This is a genomic window from Mesorhizobium sp. LSJC280B00, assembly GCF_000502835.1.
GTDB lineage: Bacteria > Pseudomonadota > Alphaproteobacteria > Rhizobiales > Rhizobiaceae > Mesorhizobium.
On record NZ_AYVL01000029.1, the window covers coordinates 36,242 to 61,426 of the forward strand.

General features: G+C 61.1%; 21 protein-coding genes and 2 pseudogenes. 12 read left to right on the forward strand and 11 right to left on the reverse strand.

The features are described 5' to 3' along the window. Positions 1–5: 5 nt before the first annotated feature. The 6 genes from X773_RS67885 to X773_RS67910 all read right to left on the reverse strand — a co-directional run bounded on the left by X773_RS67885 (position 6) and on the right by X773_RS67910 (position 6,637). Positions 6–1,145, reverse strand: a complete 1,140-nt coding sequence (locus X773_RS67885; protein ID WP_023679600.1) for an 8-amino-7-oxononanoate synthase — start codon at positions 1,143–1,145, stop codon at positions 6–8. Continuing rightward, the gene (bioB, locus tag X773_RS67890; protein WP_023679601.1) at positions 1,142–2,140 is read right to left on the reverse strand and encodes a biotin synthase BioB; all 999 of its coding nucleotides are present in this window, start codon (positions 2,138–2,140) and stop codon (positions 1,142–1,144) included. Before bioB ends, X773_RS67885 begins: the two co-directional genes overlap by 4 nt. Before the next feature lie 95 nt (positions 2,141–2,235). Further along, the gene (nadC, locus tag X773_RS67895) at positions 2,236–3,090 is read right to left on the reverse strand and encodes a carboxylating nicotinate-nucleotide diphosphorylase (RefSeq protein WP_023679602.1); all 855 of its coding nucleotides are present in this window, start codon (positions 3,088–3,090) and stop codon (positions 2,236–2,238) included. Beyond that, positions 3,090–4,631, reverse strand: coding sequence for an L-aspartate oxidase (locus tag X773_RS67900; protein WP_023679603.1), 1,542 nt, complete (start codon positions 4,629–4,631; stop codon positions 3,090–3,092). Before X773_RS67900 ends, nadC begins: the two co-directional genes overlap by 1 nt. Then, on the reverse strand, positions 4,628–5,602 hold the full coding sequence (nadA, locus tag X773_RS67905; protein WP_023679604.1) for a quinolinate synthase NadA: 975 nt from the start codon (positions 5,600–5,602) through the stop codon (positions 4,628–4,630). The genes X773_RS67900 and nadA overlap by 4 nt, the downstream gene beginning before the upstream one ends. 66 nt (positions 5,603–5,668) lie before the next feature. Further along, the gene (locus tag X773_RS67910) at positions 5,669–6,637 is read right to left on the reverse strand and encodes a membrane protein (RefSeq protein WP_023679605.1); all 969 of its coding nucleotides are present in this window, start codon (positions 6,635–6,637) and stop codon (positions 5,669–5,671) included. A gap of 172 nt (positions 6,638–6,809) precedes the next feature. Between X773_RS67910 and panB the strand changes: the two genes are divergently transcribed. The 6 genes and pseudogenes from panB to X773_RS77610 form a co-directional block, all read left to right on the forward strand. Then, positions 6,810–7,670: a 3-methyl-2-oxobutanoate hydroxymethyltransferase gene (gene panB / locus X773_RS67915; protein WP_023679606.1), complete on the forward strand. Its 861-nt coding sequence runs from the start codon at positions 6,810–6,812 to the stop codon at positions 7,668–7,670. Next, positions 7,667–8,603 (forward strand): annotated as a pseudogene (gene panC, locus X773_RS67920) (pantoate--beta-alanine ligase). The gene panB and the pseudogene panC overlap by 4 nt, the downstream one beginning before the upstream one ends. Positions 8,604–8,698: 95 nt before the next feature. Then, the gene (locus X773_RS67925; protein ID WP_023679607.1) at positions 8,699–9,433 is read left to right on the forward strand and encodes a LuxR family transcriptional regulator; all 735 of its coding nucleotides are present in this window, start codon (positions 8,699–8,701) and stop codon (positions 9,431–9,433) included. A gap of 93 nt (positions 9,434–9,526) precedes the next feature. Further along, entirely contained in the window at positions 9,527–10,177 is a 651-nt protein-coding gene (locus X773_RS67930) for an acyl-homoserine-lactone synthase (RefSeq protein ID WP_023679608.1), read from the forward strand. A gap of 528 nt (positions 10,178–10,705) precedes the next feature. Next, positions 10,706–11,017 carry a DUF2285 domain-containing protein gene (locus X773_RS75270; RefSeq protein ID WP_245274808.1) on the forward strand — a complete coding sequence of 104 codons (312 nt, stop codon included), beginning with the start codon at positions 10,706–10,708 and terminating at the stop codon, positions 11,015–11,017. Positions 11,018–11,503: 486 nt separating this feature from the next. Beyond that, a pseudogene (locus X773_RS77610) lies at positions 11,504–11,648 on the forward strand (LysR family transcriptional regulator); the annotation flags it as partial. On the opposite strand, the gene X773_RS67940 reads toward X773_RS77610, so the two are convergent. After that, positions 11,635–12,840: a beta-ketoacyl-[acyl-carrier-protein] synthase family protein gene (locus X773_RS67940; protein ID WP_023679610.1), complete on the reverse strand. Its 1,206-nt coding sequence runs from the start codon at positions 12,838–12,840 to the stop codon at positions 11,635–11,637. The pseudogene X773_RS77610 and the gene X773_RS67940 sit on opposite strands and share 14 nt — an antisense overlap. Beyond that, on the reverse strand, positions 12,841–13,116 hold the full coding sequence (locus X773_RS67945; RefSeq protein WP_023679611.1) for an acyl carrier protein: 276 nt from the start codon (positions 13,114–13,116) through the stop codon (positions 12,841–12,843). 772 nt (positions 13,117–13,888) lie between these two features. Here X773_RS67945 and X773_RS67950 point away from each other — a divergent pair. Continuing rightward, positions 13,889–15,229 carry an IS1380 family transposase gene (locus X773_RS67950; protein WP_023679612.1) on the forward strand — a complete coding sequence of 447 codons (1,341 nt, stop codon included), beginning with the start codon at positions 13,889–13,891 and terminating at the stop codon, positions 15,227–15,229. A gap of 249 nt (positions 15,230–15,478) precedes the next feature. On the opposite strand, the gene X773_RS67955 is transcribed toward X773_RS67950, so the two are convergent. After that, complete coding sequence (locus X773_RS67955) at positions 15,479–15,769, reverse strand: hypothetical protein (protein ID WP_023679613.1); 291 nt, start codon at positions 15,767–15,769, stop codon at positions 15,479–15,481. 643 nt (positions 15,770–16,412) lie between these two features. Here X773_RS67955 and glmS point away from each other — a divergent pair. Both glmS and X773_RS67965 read left to right on the forward strand, forming a co-directional pair. After that, positions 16,413–18,236: a glutamine--fructose-6-phosphate transaminase (isomerizing) gene (gene glmS / locus X773_RS67960; RefSeq protein ID WP_023679615.1), complete on the forward strand. Its 1,824-nt coding sequence runs from the start codon at positions 16,413–16,415 to the stop codon at positions 18,234–18,236. Positions 18,237–18,957: 721 nt separating this feature from the next. Further along, positions 18,958–19,212 carry a helix-turn-helix transcriptional regulator gene (locus X773_RS67965; protein ID WP_031212627.1) on the forward strand — a complete coding sequence of 85 codons (255 nt, stop codon included), beginning with the start codon at positions 18,958–18,960 and terminating at the stop codon, positions 19,210–19,212. A 1,136-nt stretch (positions 19,213–20,348) separates the two neighbouring features. Here X773_RS67965 and X773_RS67970 read toward each other — a convergent pair. Continuing rightward, positions 20,349–20,738, reverse strand: a complete 390-nt coding sequence (locus X773_RS67970) for a hypothetical protein (protein ID WP_023679620.1) — start codon at positions 20,736–20,738, stop codon at positions 20,349–20,351. Between the two features lie 612 nt (positions 20,739–21,350). Here X773_RS67970 and queC point away from each other — a divergent pair. From queC to queE, 3 genes are read left to right on the forward strand one after another with little or no spacing between them, the layout of a single operon-like run. Then, positions 21,351–22,049, forward strand: coding sequence for a 7-cyano-7-deazaguanine synthase QueC (gene queC, locus X773_RS67980; protein WP_023679622.1), 699 nt, complete (start codon positions 21,351–21,353; stop codon positions 22,047–22,049). Further along, positions 22,049–22,405 (forward strand): 6-carboxytetrahydropterin synthase QueD, encoded by a 357-nt coding sequence (queD, locus tag X773_RS67985; protein ID WP_023679623.1) that lies wholly within the window; start codon positions 22,049–22,051, stop codon positions 22,403–22,405. Before queC ends, queD begins: the two co-directional genes overlap by 1 nt. Next, a complete protein-coding gene (gene queE, locus X773_RS67990; RefSeq protein WP_023679624.1) occupies positions 22,402–23,136 on the forward strand; it encodes a 7-carboxy-7-deazaguanine synthase QueE in 735 nt (244 codons plus the stop codon). The genes queD and queE overlap by 4 nt, the downstream gene beginning before the upstream one ends. Before the next feature lie 558 nt (positions 23,137–23,694). On the opposite strand, the gene hemN is transcribed toward queE, so the two are convergent. Beyond that, positions 23,695–25,044: an oxygen-independent coproporphyrinogen III oxidase gene (hemN, locus tag X773_RS67995; RefSeq protein ID WP_023679625.1), complete on the reverse strand. Its 1,350-nt coding sequence runs from the start codon at positions 25,042–25,044 to the stop codon at positions 23,695–23,697. Positions 25,045–25,185: the final 141 nt, after the last annotated feature.

A 25,185-nucleotide genomic window follows, 5' to 3' on the forward strand; every position in this document is an offset into this window, starting at 1 on the left:
TCCGGTCATGTCTGCGCCAACACCTCGACGAGCGCCTCGACCATGGCGGAAATGTCGGCTTCGCCGATATTGAGCGTCAGTGAGATGCGCAGCCGCGACGTGCCCTCGGGCACGGTCGGCGGACGAATGCCGCGTATGTCGAAGCCGCGGGCCTGCAGGCGCGCCGCCATTGCCATGGTGCGCCTGACATCGCCGATCACCAAGGGCTGGATCTGAGAGCCACTTGGCATCACACCGCAGCGATCGACCAATTGGCGGCCTGCGAGGGCAACGCGTTCATGCAGCTGAACACGCCGCATAGGCTCGTCGGCGAGCATTGCGAGCGCTTCGCGCGCCGCGACCGCCATCAGCGGCGATGGCGCGGTGGCGTAAATGAATGGCCGGCAACGGTTGATCAGATACTGGCACAGTGTCCTCGGCCCGGTCACGAGCCCACCAGATGCGCCGAGCGCCTTGCCGCAGGTGTGGAGCGCGACGATGTTGTCGCGGCCCTCGAAAGCGGCGGCCAGCCCCCGGCCGTCCGGTCCCCAGACGCCGGTGGCGTGCGCCTCGTCGACGACGAGGAATGCCTCGTGCCGATCGGCAAGCGCGACCAGGCTCTCCAAAGGCGCGCAGTCGCCATCCATGCTGTAAAGGCTTTCCACCGCGATCCAGACGCATCCCATGCCGCCTTCGGCGCGCCAACACGTGATCGCATCCTCGACAGCATCGACGTCGTTGTGCGCGGCCAGCTTGAACTCGGCGCGCCCGGCCTGCGCACCCTCATGCATGCTGGCATGGGCGAGCTCATCGAGGACCAAAAGGTCGCCCTTCTGCGGCAGCGCAGTCAGCAGAGCGAAGTTGGCGATGTAGCCGCTGCCGAAGAATAGCGCGCCGTCGGCTCCAAAGAATGCTGCCGCGTCTGCCTCGAGCTGCTCGTGTTCCGGTGCATTGCCGCGCAACAGCCGCGACCCGGTGGCGCCAACCGGCGTGCCCCGCGCAATCGCCGCCACAACCGCTTCGCCAAGTCTTTTGGAGGCGGCAAGCCCGAGATAGTCGTTCGACGAGAAGTCGAGCCCGGCGCGCGGCTTCAGCGTCCGCAGCCGGTCCTTGCGCGCCAGTCCCTGCAAGGTCGCCTCATAGCGGGCAAGCGGTGCCCCGTTCATTGCGCCTCGAGGTCCATCGGCTCGATGCCGAGACGCCGGAACAGCAGGGTATCCTTGTCCTCGCCGGGATTGTCCGCCGTCAGCAGCGTGTCGCCGACGAAGATCGAGTTGGCGCCGGCAAAAAAGCACAGCGCCTGCATCTCGTCGGTCATGGCCGTGCGGCCGGCGGAGAGACGGATATGCGATTTCGGCATCATGATGCGCGCCAGCGCGATCACGCGCACGAATTCGATCGGCTCGATGGGCTTGGCGTCGGCAAGCGGGGTGCCGGCGATCGGGATCAGCATGTTGATCGGAACGCTTTGCGGATGTTCCGGCAGGTTGGCCAGCGTCACGAGCATGTCGATCCGGTCCACCGGCTCCTCGCCCATGCCGACAATACCGCCGCAGCAGACCTTGATGCCGGATTGGCGAACGTGCTCGAGCGTCTCCAGCCGGTCGGCAAAGCTCCGCGTGCTGATGATCTCGCTGTAGTAGCGTTCCGACGTATCGATGTTGTGGTTGTAATAGTCGAGGCCAGCCTGTTTGAGGCGAGCCGCCTGCTCAAGATCGAGCATGCCGAGCGTCATGCAGGTTTCCATGCCCAGCGCCTTGACGCCTTCGACCATCGCCACGACCGCATCCATGTCGCGCGCCTTGGGGTTTCGCCAGGCCGCGCCCATGCAATAGCGGGTTGCGCCGGAGTCACGCGCTTTCTCCGCCTCGGCGACGACGCGCCGGACCTCCATCAGCTTCGACGCCTTCAGGCCGGTCTCGTGATGCGCCGACTGGCTGCAATAGCCGCAATCCTCCGGGCATCCGCCCGTCTTGATGCTGAGAAGCCGGCTGAGCTGGACCTTGTTGGGATCGAAATTCTGGCGGTGCACGGTTTGCGCGAGGAAGAGGAGATTGTTGAAGGGGGCATCGTGAAGTGCCTGAGCCTTCTCCAGGGTCCACGCTCCAGGGTCAGGGGATTGAGCCTGTGGCGATGTCTGCGTTGGACTGGCTGTTTGCATGTCCATGCTGTTCCTCCGGTTCTGCCTTGCTTTGCTGTCTGATTGACGACGATCGGAAAGGACAGTTGATTCGATCCTGTTCGTTCCTCAGGCAATCATGAGCCCCAATAGTCGAGGCCGATATCCAGGATCGGCGCGCTGTGGGTCAGTCGGCCGACTGAAATCAGATCAACGCCGGTCGCGGCAATCGCTCGCGCTGTATCGGATGCGATCCCGCCAGAAGCCTCGGTGATAGCACGGCCGCCAACGATTGCGACGGCGCGGCGAAGATCGGCGAGGCACATGTTGTCGAGCAGAACCGCATCGGGAGCGAAGCCAAGTACCTCCTCCAACTGGGCCAGCGTATCGACCTCGACTTCGATCTTGACGAGATGACCGGCCCGTCTTCGTGCTCGCTCGAGCGCCGGGCGAACGCCGCCTGCGATGGCGATGTGGTTGTCCTTGATCAGAATTGCGTCGTCGAGGCCGAAGCGGTGATTGGATCCGCCACCTGCGCGCACCGCATACTTTTCGACTGCCCTCAATCCGGGCGTCGTCTTGCGCGTGCAGACGATCTTCGCGCCATATCCACGAACCGCAGCGACGATCGATGCCGTTGCTGTAGCGATGCCGCTCAGATGGCACAAAAAATTGAGTGCCGTCCGTTCGGCTGTGAGAATGGCCCGGGCAGGGCCAACCACTGATGCAATGACCTCTCCATCCATGACATTGCAGCCGTCTGCCCGCTCCACCGAAATTTCGACATCAGGATCAATCAAGCGGAAAGCGAGCATCGCCAGATCGAGGCCGGCGACAACTCCGGACTGGCGCGCCGCCAACACGGTTCCCGCTTGGTGTTCCTTCGGGACGATGGCCTCCGTGGTCAAGTCGCCGGCTCTGCCAAGGTCTTCAAGAAGAGCTGCCCTTACAAGCGGCTCAAGCATGACCGTGGGAAGCGGTGAGAGCGTCATCACTTTGCCCCTTCGAGGCTTGGGGAGTTTCCGAGTTCCCGCGCAGCGGCCAAGGCGGCTTCGAGGGTGATTTCGGACCGTCGGGCGACAGTCGCATGATGAGGAAAATCTGTCCGGTAATGAGCGCCGCGGCTTTCTTGGCGCAACAAGGCGGCAACCGCGATCATTAGCCCGACAGCCGCCGCATCCGAGGCCGCGTCCTTGCTTTCGGCGAGCGGCAATAAGGCACGTGCGGCTGCTTTCAAACCTTCACCATCCCGGACGATGCCGAGTGCGCGCGACAGGAAAACACGCACGGGTGTCGGAGCGGGCGATGGGTAAACGTCCGCAAACGCAGGCTTTGTTCTGCGAGCAGGCGTTCCGGCGACACTTTCAGCGACCCAGCGGGCGCACACGACGGCCTCGGTCAAGGAATTGCTGGCGAGCCTGTTGGCGCCATGCAGTCCTGTCGAAGCGACTTCGCCGCAGGCCCACAGCCCCTTGACGGACGTCCTACCGGAGCCGTCCACGGCAACGCCACCCATGTGGTAGTGTTGGGCCGGACGAATGGGGATGAGATCGCGCGCGGGATTGATGCCGGCTCCACGACAGGCTGATGCGATTGTCGGGAAGTGTCGAGCAAATTCCGGGCCAGGCCGTTGCCGCGCGTCGAGAAAAACACGGTGGCCGTTGGCAAGATGGTTCCAGACGGCGCGCGCCAAGACATCACGAGGCGCAAGTTCCGCCCCTGGCACGCTCTGGAGAAAAGCCTGGCCGGTTTCGTCGATCAGGGCAGCACCTTCGCCGCGGACGGCCTCGCTGACCAGCACCATAGGGCGTTCCGGGCCGTCAAGCGCGGTCGGGTGGAACTGGATGAACTCGAGGTCGGCAAGAACAGCTCCAGCGCGGGCCGCAAGCGCCAGGCCCTGTCCGCAACTGCCCCAAGGATTGGTGGTGTCGAGAAACAGTCCCCCGATCCCACCGGTGGCGAGGACGACCCGCCGTGAGCCGAAGAAGACAGGTCCTATCGAACCGCTCGCCCAGACGCCTCGGATCGCGTTCTCTCGCACCGCCAGCCGGCGCGCTTCCATGCCCTCCACGACAACAATCGACGGAGTGGAACGCACAGCCGCGATCAGGGCACGCATGATTTCACGCCCGGTGCCGTCACCATGCGCATGAACGATGCGACGTCGGCTGTGTGCGGCCTCCAATCCGAGGCACAGTGATCCTTTCGACGTACGGTCGAAGGGAACCCCAAAGCCCGCAAGCCCCTCTATCGCCTTGGGCGCGGCTTGGAGGATGCGGCTCGCCACGTCTGTGTCGCAGAGACCATCCCCGGCGGCAAGCGTATCGGCCAGGTGCAGTTCCGGATCGTCGTCTTCGCCGAAACTTGCAGCCAGACCACCCTGTGCCCAGGTGCTCGAATTGTCAGCTCCCAGCAGCGTCCTGGACAGAAGAAGCACCGGCTCCGGCGCCAGTTGAAGCGCGGTCATCAGTCCGGCGATGCCGCCGCCGACGATGATGGGCCGCCCGAAGAAGCTGCGGATATCGGCGCTCAAATTGCCAGCATCCGTTCGACCGCAAGCCGCGCGCGCCCGGCGATCCCGGGTTCGATGGTTACGACATGGTGGTTCTGCTCGAGCGCCATGCGGATGTTGGCAAGCGTGATCCGCTTCATGTGCGGGCACAAATTGCAGGGCCGGATGAACTCGACCTCTGGGTGCGCTAACGCGACGTTGTCGCTCATCGAACATTCCGTCATCAGCACGACACGTGCCGGCCTTTGCCTTTCGACATAGTCGGACATGGCAGCGGTCGAGCCGGAAAAATCTGCTTCAGCCACGACGTCGGGCGGGCATTCGGGATGCGCGAGCACGATCACGCCGGGATGGCTTTCGCGCAACTCGCGGATGTCGGCCGGTGTAAAGCGCTCATGCACCTCGCAATGCCCTTTCGAGGCGATGATCTGCACATCGGTCTGGGCGGCGATATTCTGGGCCAGATATTCGTCCGGCAACATGATCACCTGGGGAACGCCAAGGGATTGGACGACCGCCTTGGCGTTGCCGGATGTACAGCAGATATCCGACTCGGCTTTCACTTCGGCCGACGTGTTGACATAAGTGATGATCGGCACGCCGGGATAACGCTGGCGCATCAAGCGCACGTCTTCTGCCGTGATCGATTCCGCCAACGAACAGCCTGCCCGCAGGTCGGGAATGAGCACCGTCTTTTGCGGATTGAGCAGCTTGGCCGTTTCGGCCATGAAATGTACGCCGGCCAGCACGATGACTTGCGCCTCAATCGTCGCAGCCTTGCGGGCCAGTGCCAAACTGTCGCCGACGATGTCGGCCACGCAATGGAAGATCTCGGGCGTCTGATAGTTGTGCGCCAGGATGATGGCGTTGCGCTCGCGCTTCAATGCAAGGATCGCCTCGATATCCTCGACGAAAGCCGGCCATTCGATCGGCGGGATCACTCGTCGGACGCGCTCGTAGAGAAACGCGGCCGTCGGCAGCATGGCGCTCATCGACCCCTCCAGCTTATACTCTAGTTGAAAATAACCAGCATATACTTGCTGTGAGTATAAGGGATGTCAACCCCGCGCCAGCGGCAATTTTGTCCCGGCGATGACCCTCTCGTCGAGAGCGGCGTGGCGGAACCGGTAAAGCTTCGCTGGCCGGCCGCCGGTCTCCGTGGTGGCCTCTCCGGTCTCTTCGACCAGCTCCTGCTGCTCGATCAGGCGGCGAAAGTTCGGCTTGTGGATGAGCCTGCCGGCGAGCGCCTCCACGGTTCGCTGCAGCTGCAAAAGCGTGAAGACCGGCGGCATCAGCTCAAAGACGACCGGCCGGTATTTGATCTTGGACCGCAGCCGCGCAATGCCGGTCGCCACGATGCGGCGATGATCGGCGACCATAGACTTGCTGGGCACCAGCGGAGGCAGCGTCGCGTCCCGTCCGCTTCCGGCCTCTTGGACCAGGCCTGCTTCGTAGACCAACTCATAGCGTTGAAGCGTGAGTTCCTCGTTCCAAAGGCGGTCGTCGAAGCCGAAGGCTATCGTCGCCCGCTGCCAGCGTTCACGTCGCGCGGCCGCGTCGCTGACGCCGTCTGCCCATTCAATCAGGCGCGGTCGCAGAACGTCCAGCACGACCGGAGGCGTGCCCGAGCGGTGGTCCTCCCATGGAAAATATTCATACCAACTCTGCCAGCCGCACTTGGGCGAGCCAGCTGCCTGTTCCTTGCGGGTCAATGCGAGATAGCTGATGGAGATGACGCGCTGCTGGCGCTCGGCGCCGATGCGATCTCGATCCGCGAAGGTGTAGAGTTGCTCAATATACCCCAGCGGATGGCCGGTCTGCTGCTCGACCCACCCCCTCAAACCGGATTGCAGCGATCGGTGCTCAAGCGCAAATGGTCCGGAGGGCAGGGTGTCCGCCTGGCCGATGGTGAGGACACAGGGTTCACTGTCGTTTACGGCGACGACAAAGGCGATCAGGTCCACTTTGACTTCGTCGGCCTTGACGGCGGCTCTGTCTTTCCTGGGTCCTATTGCCTGATCGTCCATGTTCGCGAAAGTGGTTGGCCAGCTCGGGGCGCCTGAATCGATTTAAGTGTAAGCGCGCCTGTCCGCACGTCAACACCGCACAGCTGCACGGCCATTTTTAGCTCTTCGCACTTGCACAAAAATGTGGCAAACGCGACACCGGCGGTTGGTAACGTTGGGGAAGGAGGGTCCATTGAGTGCGTTTGGTGACACCAAGGCGATCACACCGCCGGATATTCGTTCGCGCAAAGGTGGGACGCCGCTCGTCTGCCTTACCGCCTATACCACCCCAGTCGCGCGGCTTGTCGATCCCCATTGTGATGTGGTGCTCGTCGGCGACAGCGTCGGCATGGTTCTCCACGGTCTGCCCTCGACGCTCGGTGTCACGCTGGAGATGATGATCACGCATGGCCAGGCGGTTCGCCGTGGCATCAAGCAGGCGCTGATGGTCGTCGACCTGCCGTTCGGTTCCTTCGAAGAAAGCCCAGAGCAGGCTTTCCGAAATGCTGCGCGCGTCATGTCGGAGACCGGCTGCACGGCCGTCAAGCTCGAAGGCGGCGAAACGATGGCAGAGACGATCGGCTTCCTCGCCGCGCGCGGCGTGCCGGTCATGGCCCATGTCGGCTTGACGCCGCAGTCGATCAACACCATCGGTGGCTACCGCGTGCAGGGCAGAGGCGGGGATGCCGAGCGCATCAGGCGCGACGCGCTTGCGGTGAGCGAAGCGGGCGCCTTTGCGGTCGTGCTGGAGAAGGTTCCCGAGGCGCTCGCCCGCCGGATTACCGGGGAGGTGGCGACCCCGACCATTGGCATCGGTGCCTCGGCAGCCTGTGACGGCCAGATTCTCGTCGTCGACGACATGCTGGGCCTCTTCGGCGACTTCCGGCCCAAATTCGTCAAGCGCTACGCTGAACTGGGGGAGGCCGCTGCGGCTGCGATCGCGGCCTATGCGCGGGAAGTGAAGGAGCGCCAGTTTCCGGCCGCCGAGCACGTGTTTGCCGATGCGCCCAAGCCCGCCGACGCGGACGCCACCAAGAGCGGAGAAGCAGCGTGAGCGTGCCGATCGTCAGGAGCGCTGACCAGCTTCGCGAAATTGTCGCCGCATGGCGCCGCGAGGGCGTGAGGATTGCCGTCGTGCCAACGATGGGTGTCCTGCATGAGGGCCATCTCAGCCTGGTGCGCGCGGCACTCGAGAAGGCAGACCGTGTGATCGTGACGCTCTTCGTCAACCCGAAGCAATTCAACAGCCAGGCCGATCTCGCCGCGTATCNAGGCAGACCGTGTGATCGTGACGCTCTTCGTCAACCCGAAGCAATTCAACAGCCAGGCCGATCTCGCCGCGTATCCGAGCACCGAGGACGAGGATGCCGCCAAACTGGCACCGCTTGGCGCGCACCTGCTTTATGCGCCGGATGCAGAGGAGATGTATCCGGCGGCCTTCGCCACGACCGTTTCGGTGTCCGGTGTCAGCGAGGGCCTGTGCGGTGCCTTCCGGCCGGGACATTTCGATGGCGTGGCGACCGTCGTCGCCAAGCTCTTCCTGCAGACCAGCGCTGACTTCGGCTTCTTTGGCGAAAAGGACTTTCAGCAAATTCACCTAGTCAGGCGTATGGCCCGGGACCTGGATATTCCAATCACCATTGTTCCTTGTCCGACAGTCCGCGAAGCCGACGGTCTTGCACTATCATCGCGCAATGTCCGGCTCTCGCCAGCAGAGCGTGCTGTTGCCCCCAAGCTCCCATCGGTATTGCTCCAGACGGCTGAGCGGCTTGCCCGCGGCTCGCCCGTCCTGCCAACGCTTGCCGATGGGCGCGCAGCAATTCTGGCTGCGGGCTATCGCGAGGTCGAATACCTGGAACTTCGCGACGAGGCAGATCTGCGACCGATGACAAGCCTTGACCGACCGGCACGCTTGCTTGTCGCGGCCTGGCTCGGCGGCACACGGCTCATAGACAACGTCAGAATATCACGGGTTTCACCAGATTAACGGGGTTCTCGGCACGCGCTGTATCCGTCCGGGGATCGTTTAAAACAAGGTCTCTGCCTGGCATCGAGCGATCACGGAGGTTACGCAAAGCGCAAATGCATCGCGTGTTTGAGAACTTCGTCGAGCAACTGTCTGCGAGTGTTGATGCTGCCGATCTCCGTGAGGCAATGGCATTCGCTGCAGCCGGCTTCGATTTTCCGCTATTCGCCTACTTCACTTACCCGTCGGCCCCCGGCGACGCCCCGCAATTGATCTCAAACTATCCTTCATCCTGGACATCACGTTATCTGCAACAGCGGTACCACAGTCTTGATCCGGTCATCCTGCGCGGGCNGCGCGGGCTGCAAGGCTGGGATACCTTCGATTGGGGTGTGGATCGCGCTCGGCACTGTCTGCCGAATTCGCAGCAACAAATTCTGGAGAGTGCGGCTGAGTTTGGCATCCGCGGCGGCCTGACGATATCCATGCATGATCATCGCGGCCGGTTTGCTGCCCTGACCTTTGCTTCCGACGAGTCCCGCCCGCCTCTGTTGCGGTCACTGACACGTTACGAAAAAGCATTGCAGCTGGTGGCCATCAACTTTCATAGCCATGTCCGGCGCAGGCTCGCCGACGATCGCGTGGTGGACGGTGTAACGCTCACCCCGCGGGAGTTCGAGTGCCTGAAATGGGCGGCGCGCGGCAAGTCGGCTTGGGTTATCAGCCAGCTTCTCGGCGTCTCAAAGCGCACCGTGACCTTTCATCTGGAAAACGCCAAGGCAAAGCTTGGCGTTCGAACGATCAACCAGGCCGTTGCACGACTGGTTGCCTCAGGCCAGGCGAGATCCTGATTCTTCTGCCACGATAGCTGTAAACCTCTACAGGCTGCATCGTTGCCAGCTTTGCCCTTCGATGGCGGGAACACATCCCGCACGGAGGCGACCATGATGCAGCTGATAACACCAGACCTTTACAACGAGTTCGCAAGCGAGCTCAAAGAGATGCACGGGCTCAGGTTTCGGGTGTTCAAGGAAAGGCTCGATTGGGAAGTTGATACCGAAGACCAGATGGAAACAGACCCGTTTGATGGTCTGAAGCCTGTCTATCTGCTCCTCAAGGGATCCGACTGGCGAATTCGCGGTTGCGTGCGTCTTTTGCCCAGCACCGGACCCACAATGTTGCGCGACACGTTCCCGGTGCTGCTGGGTGCTGACGTCATGCCCTCGACTGCCGACATATGGGAGAGCAGTCGTTTCGCGCTCGATCTCCCTCCGTCGGCGCCCAAGGCAGCGGGCGGGCTGGCCCAGGCAACCTACGAGCTCTTCGCGGGCATGATCGAGTTCGGCTTGGCCAAGGATCTGACCCGGATAGTAACGGTGACGGATACGCGCATGGAACGGATCCTTCGCCTCGCGACGTGGCCATTGTCGCGCATCGGACAACCCAAGTCCGTCGGCAAAACGGAGGCGGTGGCCGGGTTTCTCGAGATTTCCCGCGCGAGCCTTTTGCGCATCCGCAGCAGGGGACGTCTGAGCCGACCGGTACTGTGGCAACCGGTTCTAGGCCCGTCGGCATTGTGGACACCTGAGCCGTGAAGGATGCTGGTCTGCCCAAGGAAGCGACGGTCGGTCTTGAATGCTGGCCGGACTGGCGTCGTCACGAAGCTTACCACTACGCCAGACGACTGCCGCGCACTGCCTGGGCCTGGGAGTTTCTTCGGCGCAATCCACAATTCCAGCGCGACCACGCCAAAATGGCACCGTCCGCCTGCATTGTCGGAGCCCAGGCCGACATGAAGATAATCGAGTTGACGACAGGATCATCTTTCCTAAGACAATGGAGCCTCCTTTTTCGCGGACGCGCCACAGTCGGACGCTACGTCGGCAAGGGTCTTTTGGGATCCGCGCGACTGCGCCCGTATCCTACGAGCGGCCGCGGAGCCGGTTGGGCTCGACCACGATTTTGAACCGCTTGATCTTTCTTCGCTCTCATGCTGCAAGGACATCCTGCTGACACCTGCCGGCGTGCAGCACGTGCTGCTGAGGGAGGACTGCCGGAGTCTGCAGATCGCCCTTTCCGGTGCATCCGTTCTCCGCCCGTTGCGGCTATATGTCGACGCGATCGTGCAGCCGCAGCACCTGAAGTTCCATGTCGCTGCCCTTCAGTTCCTGAACGACATCAATGGTTGCGGCCGCCTGGCAGCTGCTTGCTTTCCGCCGGAGCCCCGCGGAGCGCGTCTGCGTCTCGTGCTCCAGGCTTTGGATGGCTCGCTTGCGGGAGCATCTCATCAGGAGATCGCCATTGCCCTGTTCGGGAGACGCCGTGTCGAAGAAGATTGGTCTCATCCAGGTAGCCATCTTCGCGATCAGGTGCGTCGCGCCATCCAACGTGGCCGCTACCTGATGGGCGGCGGCTATAGACAATTCCTGATGTAATTCGGGTGACAGCTTAGTGATTGTCTTATTCGAAAACGCGCAGGCATCAATCTCCATTTCTCACTGCTATTGTGCCTTATACAAAACGTGACACGCGCCTAGCTAGCTGAACCCTTCTAACCCTATCGGAGAGGGCGCCGCGCGGACTGGCTCGGCCACATAACCACCGACGGGAGTTCCCCACCGTGGCTCCGCCCCCGGCGCTGTGCCGCACGTTGGTTCGAGACCGCTATGATGGTGAAACCTCTCGCCCGATGGTCCACAAGAAGGGGCCATCTCATGCACGATCTCGGCCATGACCACCGGTGGCTTCTTGCCGGCAGCACTCAGGCGACTATAACGGGCGCAGAGCCGACCCTGCGGCTTCCAGACATTCGTGTACAGCTTCAGACCCTCAAGCCGAGCCCGCAGGGCCTCGCTTACCTTTTACGGGGCGGCGGTACGTCCAAGCCGCTTCAACAGTTAAGAATTTCGCAAAGACGATACCCCCGGATCGTCGAGCTTCCGCTGCCACCTCCCGCATTCGCCGAGGCGGTCAATGACCGCCCTTCACAATAGTTATCCGGCAAGCATCTGGATGCGAGAGATAATGTTGCCGGAGGCATCTCTCGTGGCTTCTACACCTGCCTGAACGCCAGAACCGCGTTCGTGCCGCCAAAGGCGAAGGAGTTGCTCAGTGCCACGCGCACCTTGCGCTCGCGTGCCACATTGGGCGTGACGTCGAGATCGCAATCGGGGTCCAGCTCACGATAATTGGCAGTCGGCGGCACGACGCTCTCGCGGATAGCCATCACGCAGGCGATCAACTCGAGCGCGCCGGACGCGCCGAGGCAATGCGCGTGCATGGACTTGGTAGAAGAAATGGACATTGAGAAGGCGTGCTGACCGAAGACGCGCTTGATCGCCGCCGTCTCGATCTGGTCGTTGGCCTTGGTGCCGGTGCCGTGCGCGTTGAGATAGTCGACATCCTCGGCGTCCAGCCTGGCATCGGCAAGGCAGGCCCGCATTGCTGCCTCCGGCCCCTCGACAGTCGGCGCGACGATGTCGGACGCATCGGCGGAAAGGCCGGCACCGGCAATTTCGGCAAGGATGGTGGCGCCCCGAGCCAGGGCATGCTCGTAGCTTTCCAGCACCGCCATGCCGGCGCCTTCACCAAGCGACAGGCCCTGGCGATCGGCCGAGAATGGCCGGCAAGTATCGGGCGAAAGCACGCGGATCGCTTCCCATGCCTTCAGCACACCCCATATGAGCGGCGCTTCGCTGCCGCCGGCAAGCATCACGTCGGCCCGGCCGAGCCTGATCTGGTCCACCGCGCAGGCAATCGCATGGTTTGCCGAGGAACAGGCGGACGTGACGCCGAAGACCGGCCCGCGCAGGCCGAGACTCATGCTGACCTGGCCGGCAGCGGCACCCGGCATCGCCTTGGGTACAGTCAAGAGAGCGGCACGCTTACCGCCCAGAAGGATGGCGCGGTAGGTTTGCTCGATCGCATCCCACCCGCAGCCGCCAACGCCCACCGTCGCACCGAAGCGATAGCTATTTCCCTCTTTGGAGGAAAGTCCGGCCTGACGCATGGCTTCGCGCGCCGCAAGCACAGCGAGCAGGCTGAAGCGGTCCATGGAGATGAGTTGCTTGCCGTCGATGTCATGCTCCGGCAGCGCCTTGATCTCGGCACCGATCCTGACCCTCAATTCATGGAGCTCGGAGTTGACGATTGGGCCGATGGCGGAGCGGCCTTCTCGCATCTCTCTCCAAATGGCGGCGGCGTTGGTCCCAAGCCCGCAAATCCCGCCAATCCCAGTAATCACGACGCGCCTGTCCATTCACACCCCCTTAGCGAGCAAGCTGCGCACGGCTTCCACCATGTCCCCAACATTCTGGAGATCCGACCATGCCTCGGCCGTATTCATCTCGATCTCGATGCCGTAGGCCTGCTCCAGGTCCCAGAGAACGTCCGCCAATCCCAGTGAATCGATACCGAGCGAAGTCAGTCCCGTGGCAGCCGTTATCTCGCCGCCCGTGGCAGGCGCTATGCCGCCCTCCGACGCGGCGCGCTTCTTGATCATGGCGATTATTTCGTTGGCGAGTTGATCTGCCATCTTGTTCCTTTCCAGCTTGCGTTTTCGGCGTCGTTCAAAACCCGAGTCGCGTCGCGTTGCCAAAATTGCCCCTCATAGAGCCTGTGCGACCGACCAAGCCCAATGCCCATAGGAACCGGACGAGTTCCGGCTTCTGCGGCGTCAGCCCGATGAGGAAGAAAAGTCGCCGGCCTCCCGCTTTTGCGCCAGCACATCAAGAATCTGCGTGTAAATGGATAGGAACCGTCGTCAAACGTCAGCTAAACGCTGCGACGGTGGGTGCTGTGAGCGTATTCACTCGGCACCTCATATGTAATCGAGATGTTTCATAGCTCCGGACCATTGCGATCAACTATTGTACCGGTCCACCATTCGTCGGAGAGTTCGACATGATCGGAGCGCTGCCTCTCATTCCCAGTTCAATCTCCACCGCACGCGACAGATTTCCTCTTTCGGGCTCTTCTCAAGGGACTCGCCACGCGATAGAGGCAGTGATCGGCGCACGTTAGGTCCTGCCAAGTCCATGCGACATTCCGGAAAATTGGTAAAATCGTTTGTTTCAATCAAATGCATCCTCGCTATGGATAGCTAAGACATGCGTTTCAAGGGCTCGATCTGAATCTTCTCGTCGTTCTCGACGCGCTGCTGAGCGAGCGCGGCCTCACGGCGGCGGCACGCCGCATCAACCTAACCAAATTCATGGGGGTTGGTGGATGTGGCGCAAGCCGTTGAAATGACGTAGGATTTGGTTGCTTAAGCCGATCCGAACCATTTCCCAGAGACCACACCTACCATGAACGATCTTGCGCTGCCGCTGAGCGGTTTGTCATCAGTCGGCGGCAAGTCCGTCGTCGCCCGTTTCGACGGCGGCATGCTGTCGTCCAACAGCGGCGTTCTGGCCTTGGCCGAGGTGGAAAAGCGGTTGCGGGTGGCCGAGCGTCTGGCGCGTTGCATCGACGATCCGCGCTGCCCGGACCAGGTCGTCTACAGCCTGGCGGACATGATCGGCTTTCGCATGAAGATGATCGCCGCCGGCTACGAGGACGGCAACGACGCCAACCGGCTGCGCCGCGATCCGGTCTTCAAGATGGCCCAGGATGCGCTGCCGCCGGGTCGGGATCTGGCGTCGCAATCGACGCTGTGCCGGCTGGAGAACCTACCCGGCGTGCGGGAGCTGGTCGCGATGGGACGGGCGATGGTCGATCTCTATTGCGCCTCGTTCCGGCAGGTGCCGAAGCGGATCGTACTCGACATTGACGATACCTTCGACGCTGTGCACGGAGGCCAACAGCTTCGCCGGTTCAATGCCCACCATGACGAGTACGGCTTCCAGCCGATCGTCGTGTTCGATGGTGCGGGACGGTTCGTCAGCGCGATCCTGCGACCGGCCAAGCGGCCGAGTGGGGCTGAGATCCGCCCCCACCTGCGCCGTCTGGTGCGGGCCATCCGGATCAACTGGCCGAACATTCGAATCCTGCTCCGCGGCGATAGCCATTATTGCAACCCGCAGGTCATCGACTGGTGCCGCGCCAACGACGTCGACTTCATCTTTGGCCTCGCGCCCACCACGACCCTGCGCAAGCATGTCGCGGATCTGGACGCCAGCACGACGGCGCGCTTCGAAGCGTCGGCCAAGACAGGCAAGGTCCGCAGGTTCAAGGAGTTCGTTGACGGCGCCGCTAGTTGGAGCCGCGTCGGGCGCATCATCGCGCGGGTCGAGGTCGGCGCCCAAGGTGGCGATATCCGCTTCGTCGTCACCAACCTTGCCGGTGGGAAGGCCAAGGCGCTCTACGAGGATGTCTACTGCCGGCGCGGCGCGGCCGAGAACCACATCAAGTCGTGGAAGACGCATCTTGCCGCCGACCGCACATCCTGCACCAGAGCGACGGCCAACCAGTTCCGGCTATTCCTGCATGCCGGTGCTTACTGGTTGATGTGGGGCTTGCGGGCCGCGATGCCGAGGCGCTCGAGCTTTGCCGTCGCCCAATTCGACACGCTGCGATTGCGCCTCATCAAAATCGCTGCGCGGGTGGTCGAGATGAAATCGCAAATCCGCCTGCACCTGCCGACATCGTGCCCCGACCAGCGCATCCTGCGCATCCTCCTCGATCGCATCCCCCAACTCGCGACATAACGATGGGGGCAGACGCCCCGAAACGAACCCGTCGACCGCAACCTGCAAACCCCCGCCTGCCATCACAACGGAGCAATCCCGGCGCCTGACGAGGCGCGTGGAAAAGCACCGCAACGACGACCACAACGTCGCTTCAGGCCGTCAAAAGCTTATCGCCGTGCATCAAGGCGGCTAGTTCTTCCGCTGCGGGAATCGGGTTTGAGTAAGACGGACGAAGCACTGAGAACCAACGCTTTCGTGATAGTGCATTCATGCCCCGAGAATCCTGTTGACCGTTACGAACCCCAAGAAAGCCGGCGCTGAGTGAAACGGTCGCTGAACGTGCTCTGTGGCGTGCGCCGCCTGACTCTCGGTTTCGGCCATGCCGACTAACAGCGTATTGATAGGCCATCGCGGGCTAAGCTCTACCGGCGAAAGCCGCGTCAACAGCGGCAGGCAATCAGAAACTGGATCGGCGGCGACGATCATTATGATCAACGTGACGAACACGTGAATCATGCCGACGGCGCCGACGCTGCCGATGATGATGATGCCGATCATGCGTCGCTGATGCTGCCTAACTACAGTGCTTGTGATCATGCCGATCACCGCGTGATCACGAGCGGCGGCGCTTCGTGTCAGGTGCGTAGCCGGGATGGTCGCGCATGGCCGATTGTTCCTTCGTGCCGCGGGGTGTGGGCTTGCGTTCGGTCATGAGGGCGTCAGGCGCAACGAGAAGTTTAGATCAGGGGCTCATCCATGGGCTGGATGATAGTTATCCCTACAATCAATTGTACCAATATTACCGAATACTACTACAAGATCCCCAATGAAAGCGGCCGGATGGGTATCCGTANCTACAATCAATTGTACCAATATTACCGAATACTACTACAAGATCCCCAATGAAAGCGGCCGGATGGGTATCCGTAGATCAGGGGCTCATCCATGGGCTGGATGATAGTTATCCCTACAATCAATTGTACCAATATTACCGAATACTACTACAAGATCCCCAATGAAAGCGGCCGGATGGGTATCCGTNGTTTAGATCAGGGGCTCATCCATGGGCTGGATGATAGTTATCCCTACAATCAATTGTACCAATATTACCGAATACTACTACAAGATCCCCAATGAAAGCGGCCGGATGGGTATCCGTCTCGCGTGGGCTGAAGCTGCCGGCAACAATGGGAAGACGAACATGTGCGGGATTGTTGGCATCGTTGGGCAACAGCCGGTGTCGGATCGGTTGGTCGACGCATTGAAGCGTTTGGAATATCGCGGCTATGATTCCGCCGGCGTTGCGACGATCACCGAAGGTGCCTTGCACCGCCGGCGCGCCGAGGGCAAGCTCGTCAATCTCGAGAGGAGACTGAAGGAAGAGCCGCTGAGCGGCAACATCGGCATCGGCCATACGCGTTGGGCAACCCATGGGGCCTCGACGGAACGCAATGCGCACCCGCACTTTACCGACGGTGTCGCCGTCGTCCATAACGGGATCATCGAGAATTTCACCGAGCTGAAGGACGAATTGGCGGCGGCTGGCGCCGAGTTCCAGACCGACACCGACACCGAGGTCGTCGCGCATCTCTTGGCAAGACACCGCCGGGAGGGCATGAGGCGGCAAGAGGCGATGCGTGCCATGCTGAAACGCGTCAGGGGCGCCTATGCGCTTGCCGTCCTCTTCGAAGATGATCCGTCGACCATCATGGCGGCGCGCAACGGACCACCGCTGGCGATCGGTCACGGCGACGGCGAGATGTTCCTGGGCTCCGACGCGATCGCGCTCGCTCCCTTCACCAATGAAATTACCTATCTCATCGAGGGCGACTGGGCCGTTGTCGGCAATTCGGGCGCCCATATCTTCGATTTCGACGGCCACCCCGTCGAGCGTCCGCGCCATACCTCCACGGCCGCGGCCGATCTGGCCAGCAAGGGCAATCATCGCCACTTCATGGAGAAGGAAATCTGCGAGCAGCCCGAAGTCATCGCCCATGCTCTCCGTCACTATAGCAACATCATAGAGAATCGCGCCGACATGGTTTCTGGCATCGATTTCGCCAGGATCCCGAGCTTGGCGATCTCGGCCTGCGGGACCGCCTATCTCGCCGGACTGATCGGAAAATACTGGTTCGAGCGCTACGCGCGCCTGACGGTTGAAATCGACGTTGCGTCCGAATTCCGTTACCGCGAGATCCCGTTGTCGCCGCAGTCGGCGGCTCTTTTCATTTCGCAGTCCGGCGAAACCGCCGATACGCTCGCATCGTTGAGGTACTGCAAGGAGCGTGGGCTGAAAATTGGCGCTATCGTCAATGCCTGCGAATCGACCATCGCTCGGGAGGCCGATGCGGTCTTCCCGATCCTTGCCGGACCGGAGATCGGCGTCGCCTCCACCAAGGCGTTTACCTGCCAGCTTGCCGTTCTAGCCGCACTCGCCATCGGCGCCGCCAGAGCCCGCGGGACCGTAACCGAAGACGAGCTGCAGGCGCTCGTCAGGAGCCTCGCCGAAGTGCCGCGCGTCATGGGCCAGGTACTCAACAGCATCCAGCCGGAGATCGAGTTCCTGTCGCGCGAACTGTCAAAGTGTCGTGACGTCCTGTATCTCGGCCGTGGCACCAGTTTCCCGCTAGCGATGGAAGGTGCGCTGAAGCTCAAGGAGATTTCCTACATCCATGCCGAGGGCTATGCGGCGGGTGAATTGAAGCACGGTCCGATCGCATTGATAGACGACAACATGCCAGTGATCGTCATCGCGCCCCATGATCGCTTTTTCGACAAGACCGTCTCCAACATGCAGGAAGTGGCTGCCCGTGGAGGGCGGATTATCCTCATCACCGATGAAAAAGGGGCAGCCGCATCGAAACTCGACACTATGCACACGCTCGTGCTGCCGGCTGTCGACGAGATTATCGCGCCGATGATCTTCTCGCTGCCGATACAGCTTCTTGCCTACCACACGGCGCTCTTCATGGGCACAGATGTAGACCAGCCGCGCAATCTCGCAAAATCGGTCACGGTCGAATGATCGAACCTTTATAGGTGGCGATGCTCGTCCATCGAAAGCGCTACCCCCTGTCTGGATCCGAAGCCCGGATGAACCAGATGACCATTGTTTGCTGCAATTTCGGGAAACTCGCCGTCGCCGCATCATGACAATCGCCATCCTTTTTTCGGCCGGTCGGGCGATTGCACAGGGCAGCCGGATCGAGCTTGCTCAAGCCGACGTCAGCACAAAAGCGCGCGGCCCTTTCGGCTGTTTCCTCGGGCGCCCCATCCTTTCGGTCTCCGAACAAGCATCGGCGGCTTAAAAAATTTCGTTAACAGCGGTGATCGATGTGTGATTCAAGCACAAGCGCGTCTTTCGCTGCATCGGCGGTGGAAATTGGTCGAAGGTATCAGCGTCCGCGAGGCTGGGTGGACGGTGCCGCGAATAGCCACTGGAGGCGTCAGGGGGAGTTCGAGTTGCTGTTCAAGAAAGCCATCGGCGAGAGTGAGTCGTGTAGGATCGCAGGTCGAATGCGCTACAGCCGATCAGGCCATCTCAGGGTGGGCAGGTTCTTAGAACTTGATCAGAAGCAGGTGAGCCGCCATATTCCGACCCGGCTGCCAATTTCAAGTGGCCCATTCCATGGATGAGGCCGGTCCGGCCGAATGGACGTCCATTTTTTTGATTTGCTGGGTGTGCGCCAGGGTCGGGGAGGAAATCTCCCGATTTGTCAGGCGCTCCCATCTTCTTGGAGATGTTTATGAAGGATTCGCGCATTCCCGAGCCAGTCTTGACGGCTATGTCGCAGGGGACCCACATCATCCGCGCTTATCGTGAGCACCTTGGGTATTCAATCGAGGACCTCGCGGTGGCGTGCGGGCTTGCCGCTGAGGAAATCCAAAACATCGAGCGGGGTGTGAGGTACAACAAGGGCTATCGGGATCGGATAGCAAGATCGCTGTCCATACCTGTGGGAATTCTTGAGGCAGAGGCGGACATATCGGACGCCGCCTGATTAGTCGGATAATCTGCAATGGGTGGAAGACCGCTCTTGTGATGTGAAGTTTGCGGCTGATAGTCGTCGCTTGATTCCGTTGGACGCGAATGCCTTCTGGCGCACTACCGCCAAGAGAATTCTCGTCCACTGTCCGATGGAACTGCACACGGGCTCGCCGAACAGGAAGTTGGAACGCTTCGTCATGCTGTCTTAGGCGATATAGCCGCCCGGAGTGCTGCGACAGCACGATAGCATCGGCTCGCGACGATGGATTGCTAACAGCGGACTCATGCTGGTCGGCAAGGCGATACTGGCTGGAGCATCAACTCGGCCGACGAGAGTGGCCCCCCATCCTAGACTAGGCAGGATCGGCCAGACATGGCCGGCATCGCGCGCCGCTCTGAAAAGAGCACAGCGGGCATCCAGACGCTGCCGGGTTGACTATGGGTGTCGGAACAGCAAAAAGGGGCCGCTCTTCATGAGTGGCGTGCGCCGGCAGTCTAACCCCAAGCCCCCCCGCCAGGCTGCCGGCGCGCTTCTAGGAACATCGAGGTAGGGCACTACGCTTCCTTGTCCGACTACGCCTCGATCAGATCCCGAGCAGCCAGCCAGTGTCCGACCGTCGCTTGCGCCTCTGCCCGCTGAGCCTTGTGCTTCCTCCAGCGAGTCAAGCCGATCACCATGGGTGTCGCCAGTTCTGGTGCTCACCCATGTGCCATTTGCGATCTCGTGTCGGTGAGAGCACCGCAAGCACCTCCCCTGCTACGGCAAGGCGGCTTGCGTCGCCCGTGTTGTTACTATTCTTCGCTGTGATCGGAGTTTTTTCGTGGCTTCGGAATCGGGACATTCGGCTTTGCAAAAAAATAGGCCGTCGTGGTCGATCGTCACGCCCCCGAGTTCGGCGGCACGATGGAATGACAACGGCAGCGCAAGCTCCATTTGCGCGAGGGGCTCGTCCCTTCAAATACTTGATGCATTTGCGCTTTGCGTCCTCCGTGCATGTTGCTCGATGCCAGGCGGAGACCTCTGTCTAAACGATCGCGCATCGATGCAACGCCCGCGCGTTGATCGCCATCATCGCGGCGATCGCTTTGCCGCGACCGCCGCGGCAGCGATGCGCATGCAAAAATTCACAGATGCATTCTAGCCAAATGCTAGCTGCCCAGCAAATGACCGGCATTTCGCAAGGCCCCTAGGAAGAGACTGGCATGGCCGTTGGCATCGATCTTGGCCTGCATCGACAGGGGCATGCTGTGCCAGTTCTCCAAGGGCGTAGTGAAATGTGAGAACGTACCGTTGACGATGCACTGGTGGGTAACAAGACCCTGTCTGTCCAACGCCAGCACGCCGATCTGGTCGCCCTGATATCGGATGGCTGCGACCCGCTGGACCTCCGCGTCACCGTCGACCCGCACGTCGAAAAGCAGGATGCCGCGGCTCCTGGTGGCTACCTCGGCGGCCTTTTCAGCGAAGCTTAAGGAGAGCGAGCGGACGCTTTCGACCGCCAGCCGTAAAACCATCAAATCCAGTTCATCCACTGCCATAAGGTACCTGCGCGCAACACATGGGTGATAGCAATCGACCACACCGCTTGTTCACAGATGTCGGCTCACGACCGATCATTCAGGGTTTGCCGGTCAGTCCATTGACCGAGGGCGTGCTCCGGTTCGAACCGATCCTGAAGCGGAATGCGCTGGATCTACGGAACCCGAGGAGCAGGCCAGCCAAAGTTGCCGCGACAATTGATGTCGTGATCATTCCAGACATCTGCATCGGCGTCGCTGAACATCCCACTGGTAAGTCCGTTCTCTTGCGGCAAGCCCATCCTCGGGCCGTCTTGTACCTGAAACCCTCGCGGTGGCGTCCCTCGAAGCTCGGGACCGCCGGGCGCTTGATCGTCGAGAACTTTGTTTACGAAGGTCCGGACCTCCTGCAGAGCATATTCCGGTGCGCTCGCCTTTGAGCATTCCGCTGAAGCGTGACGTTTCGCTAGTCCGTGTTCCTTGCAGGCTCACCGCGAGGGCGCCTTGCACACAGCGGCACGTCAGCGCATGAAACTCGTCCCCCGTTCACTTCACAAAATGGATTTCCTGAAGTACTGGGAGCGCAGAGAAATCTCCGGTCGCAGCCTACCCGGTTAAAACAAGGACCCAACAATGAAGACTCTCGTCGTCTGCTCCGGCGGATTGGACTCCGTCACCCTTGCTCACAAGGTGGCAGCGGAGCACGAACTCGCCGGCCTCTTATCTTTCGATTACGGCCAACGGCATAGGAAGGAATTGGGCTTCGCCGCCCTTTGTGCGGAGCGACTGAGCGTCCCGCACCGGATCATCGACATCCACGAGATCGGCGGCGGCCTTTCCGGCTCCGCGCTGACCGATAATGTGGACGTGCCCGACGGGCACTACGCCGAAGACACGATGAAGGTCACGGTGGTGCCGAACCGGAACGCCATCATGTTGGCCATTGCCTTCGGCTTCGCCGCAGCGCACGACGCTGACGCAGTGGCGACGGCCGTGCATGGTGGGGATCATTTCATTTATCCCGACTGCCGTCCGGCCTTCATCGACGCTTTCCAGATGATGCAGGACCACGCGCTCGACGGCTACGCGAAGATTCGAATTTATGCACCCTATGTGAATCTCACGAAGGCGGACATTGTTAGGAATGGAGCAGCATACGGCACGCCATTTGCGCAGACCTGGTCCTGCTACAAGGGCGCCGAGCGTCACTGCGGGAGGTGCGGGACCTGTGTCGAGCGGCGCGAGGCGTTTCATCTCTCTGGGCAGCCGGACCCCACCGACTACGAGGACTCCGACTTCTGGCTCGATGCGCTGCGAAGGAGGACCGCGTAATGTTCCGCATCACCAAGGAATTCCACTTCTCAGCCTCGCATCAGCTCACCTCGTTGCCACCCGATCACCAATGCGCGCGCCTGCACGGGCATAACTACATCGTTGAAGTGGAGCTTTCAGCGAATGGACTGAACGAGAACGGCTTCGTGCGCGACTATCACGATTTGGCGCCATTCAAACGCTACATCGACGAGAGCTTCGACCACCGACATCTCAACGACGTGCTGGGACATGAGCAAGTCACGGCGGAATATCTGGCCAGACATTTTTATGAATGGTGCAAGGCACGCCTGCCCGAAACCTCGGCCGTGCGGGTGAGCGAAACGCCGAAAACCTGGGCGGAATACCGGCCATGACCGATACGCATCCCGCAATCCGCGTGAGTGAGATTTTCGGGCCGACGATCCAGGGCGAGGGCGTGCTCATCGGTTTGCCGACCGTCTTCGTCAGAACCGGCGGGTGTGACTATCGCTGTTCCTGGTGCGACAGCCTGCATGCGGTGGACAATCAATTCCGCCATGAATGGGAGATGATGTCCATTGGCGCGGTGTGGCAAAACGTGCTTGCGCTTTCCGGTGGCCGCCCGCTGATGGTGTCGCTGTCAGGCGGCAATCCGGCCATCCAGCCGCTCGCCGCGCTCATCGAGCGAGGCCATGGTGAAGGTTACCGTTTTGCGCTGGAAACCCAAGGTTCGGTGGCCAGGGACTGGTTTGCCGACCTTGACGTGCTAGTCCTCAGCCCAAAGCCGCCGTCAAGCCAAATGACGACCGATTGGGCCGCTTTCGAGGCGTGCCTCCAGGCGGCACAAGGCAGGCCGCAAGTCGTGCTCAAGCTCATTGTTTTCGACGAAAGGGACTACGCCTACGCGAAAGACGCCGCTGCGAGATTTCCGCGACTTCCGATCTATCTGCAACCCGGCAATCACACGCCGCCACGCCCCGCAAATGAAGACGCGCCTGTCGACCTTGACGGAATATTGAAGCGCATGGAGTGGCTGGTTGATAGCGTGACCCGCGACAGGTGGTTCGAAGCCCGTGTGCTGCCGCAGCTGCACGTTATGCTCTGGGGTAACAAGAGAGCCGTCTAGCCTAGGCCCGCTTTTCACTGAAACTGCGCCGGCAGATATTCGGGTGGACGGGTTGTCCCACGCTTGACGGCGCTGCCGGGGTGCTTGCGGACTTCTGCCACCGGCACCAAGAGCGTGGCCAGCCGCTTACGACTCGGAATGTTGCCGAGGCTCGGTTTCGACGGGCGTCGGCCTGGCGCGAACCAATCAAAGGTTAGCGCGAGCCACGGGTGGATAGTGTGGTGGTGCGATGCGGCGGCGCCTGCTGCAGCTGGCACGGTCCTTGCGGATTCTTGTTGCAAGGCCGAAGGGAGCTGTCGGCCGACAACCATGATCTGGCCAGGACGATTGTCGACTGCTTCCGATACAGAAAAGAGGCCGGACTCGACGTGGCGCTTCAGGGACTGCGAAATGGAATACGGCGCCGGAAGGCACGACCGGACGATATCGTCGCTATACCAAGACGCGTCTGGTCCGCTCCGAATCCTGTCTCGACACGACGGTCGCCGATCAACAGTGAAAAATGTAGCGCAATCGGTTCACGATCGACTGAGAACCATGACCGTTCCTCTGCGGTGCTCAGACTGCCGCTGAGTGCCTGGCCGTTCCACTTTCGAAATATTTGTCGAACTTTGCCGCGATGCTCCTGACAAAGGGCCGGCTTTCCGCAGGCACGACGAAGCGGTCACCATCAAGTTCAAGCAACCGCGCAGGATCTTGGAGGGCCGTGGAACTCGCCTTGAGGAGAAGTCTTTGGCCGGCTTCGCCAAAGCGCTCCACCAGCTCAATCGCCGAGAAGGCGAAGTCACACATCAATCGCTCGATGATCCAGCCGCGAACACGGTCGTCGTCGGAAAGCGCGATACCCCGAACAGCGGCCAGCCCGCCATCAGCAACCATGCGTCCATACTCGGCGGTCGAAGGCATATTCTGTGCATAGCCCTGGCGAAACTGGCTGATGGACGATGGGCCGAGGCCGATCAATGTCTCGTAGCAGTCCTCGGTGTAGCCTTGGAAGTTCCGGTGCAAAGTCCCGGCGCGTGCCGCAAGCGCCAGCGCATCGCCCGGCTTGGCGAAATGATCGAGCCCGATTGCTTCGTATCCCTGGTCCATGATCGCCCGCGCTGCCAATTGCGATTGGGCAAACCGCTCCGCCGGACCCGGCAACCAGGCCTTGTCGATCATCGTCTGATGTTTCTTGAACCACGGCACATGGGCGTAGCCAAAAAGCGCGATCCGATCCGGTTCCAGGGTCAGGGCCTGTGCAACCGTGGAGGCGACGCTCTCCCTGGTCTGATGCGGCAGGCCGTAGAGCAGGTCCAGATTGACCGATTCGACGCCGCGCGAACGAACGCCATCAACAACTGTCTTGGTCTGCAGAAAGCTCTGCTCGCGGTTGATCGCTTTCTGCACCTTCGGGTCGAAATCCTGGACGCCGAGGCTCGCCCTTGTCATGCCGATTTCGGCAAGTGCATCGAGGCGGGCATCGTCCATATCGTTGGGTTCGATCTCAACGCTGATCATTGCACCGGGGAGAAAGGTGAAGCTGTTGCGCAGGACGGTTCCCAGCGCCACCAGATCCTCCGGTTTGAGCATCGTTGGCGAACCGCCGCCGAAATGGACGGCACGCACGCGGCCCTTGCCTGCGACAAGACTGGAGACGGTTGCGATCTCTGCATGCAGTGAGCGCAGATATGTGGTCACTGGTTCGTAGTGGCGTGTCTGCTTGGTATGGCAAGCGCAGAACCAGCAAAGCTTGTCGCAATACGGGATGTGCAGATAGAGCGAGATCTCATCGCCATCGTTGAGCGCCTGCAGCCAGCCACGACAAATTGCAGCACCAATGCCGGTATGAAAATGCGGCGCTGTCGGATAACTGGTATAGCGCGGGACGTTCTCGCCAAGTCTGGCAGCTAGCTCCAGTCGCATGTCGTGGTCCACCGTGTTTGCGTCGCCGGAACTGTGGATGCTTGGATGAGCCTAAGCCCTGATTTCGATCAACCTTCAGCACGGACAAACTGCCGCAAGGATTTTTCTACCGTCGATTGCTATCCTGCCCGCACTGGACCG

Excerpts from the sequence above, each read along its gene's own strand:
- queC (WP_023679622.1), top strand. The coding sequence starts at position 21,351 with ATGAAGACTCTCGTCGTCTGCTCCGGCGGATTGGACTCCGTCACCCTT.
- X773_RS67965 (WP_031212627.1), top strand. The coding sequence starts at position 18,958 with ATGAAGGATTCGCGCATTCCCGAGCCAGTCTTGACGGCTATGTCGCAG.
- X773_RS67910 (WP_023679605.1), bottom strand. The coding sequence starts at position 6,637 with ATGGACGATCAGGCAATAGGACCCAGGAAAGACAGAGCCGCCGTCAAG.
- X773_RS67930 (WP_023679608.1), top strand. The coding sequence starts at position 9,527 with ATGATGCAGCTGATAACACCAGACCTTTACAACGAGTTCGCAAGCGAG.
- X773_RS67885 (WP_023679600.1), bottom strand. The coding sequence starts at position 1,145 with ATGAACGGGGCACCGCTTGCCCGCTATGAGGCGACCTTGCAGGGACTG.
- X773_RS67940 (WP_023679610.1), bottom strand. The coding sequence starts at position 12,840 with ATGGACAGGCGCGTCGTGATTACTGGGATTGGCGGGATTTGCGGGCTT.
- X773_RS67945 (WP_023679611.1), bottom strand. The coding sequence starts at position 13,116 with ATGGCAGATCAACTCGCCAACGAAATAATCGCCATGATCAAGAAGCGC.
- X773_RS67950 (WP_023679612.1), top strand. The coding sequence starts at position 13,889 with ATGAACGATCTTGCGCTGCCGCTGAGCGGTTTGTCATCAGTCGGCGGC.
- glmS (WP_023679615.1), top strand. The coding sequence starts at position 16,413 with ATGTGCGGGATTGTTGGCATCGTTGGGCAACAGCCGGTGTCGGATCGG.
- hemN (WP_023679625.1), bottom strand. The coding sequence starts at position 25,044 with ATGCGACTGGAGCTAGCTGCCAGACTTGGCGAGAACGTCCCGCGCTAT.
- bioB (WP_023679601.1), bottom strand. The coding sequence starts at position 2,140 with ATGCAAACAGCCAGTCCAACGCAGACATCGCCACAGGCTCAATCCCCT.
- queE (WP_023679624.1), top strand. The coding sequence starts at position 22,402 with ATGACCGATACGCATCCCGCAATCCGCGTGAGTGAGATTTTCGGGCCG.
- queD (WP_023679623.1), top strand. The coding sequence starts at position 22,049 with ATGTTCCGCATCACCAAGGAATTCCACTTCTCAGCCTCGCATCAGCTC.
- X773_RS67970 (WP_023679620.1), bottom strand. The coding sequence starts at position 20,738 with ATGGCAGTGGATGAACTGGATTTGATGGTTTTACGGCTGGCGGTCGAA.
- nadC (WP_023679602.1), bottom strand. The coding sequence starts at position 3,090 with ATGACGCTCTCACCGCTTCCCACGGTCATGCTTGAGCCGCTTGTAAGG.
- X773_RS67955 (WP_023679613.1), bottom strand. The coding sequence starts at position 15,769 with ATGATCGGCATCATCATCATCGGCAGCGTCGGCGCCGTCGGCATGATT.
- nadA (WP_023679604.1), bottom strand. The coding sequence starts at position 5,602 with ATGAGCGCCATGCTGCCGACGGCCGCGTTTCTCTACGAGCGCGTCCGA.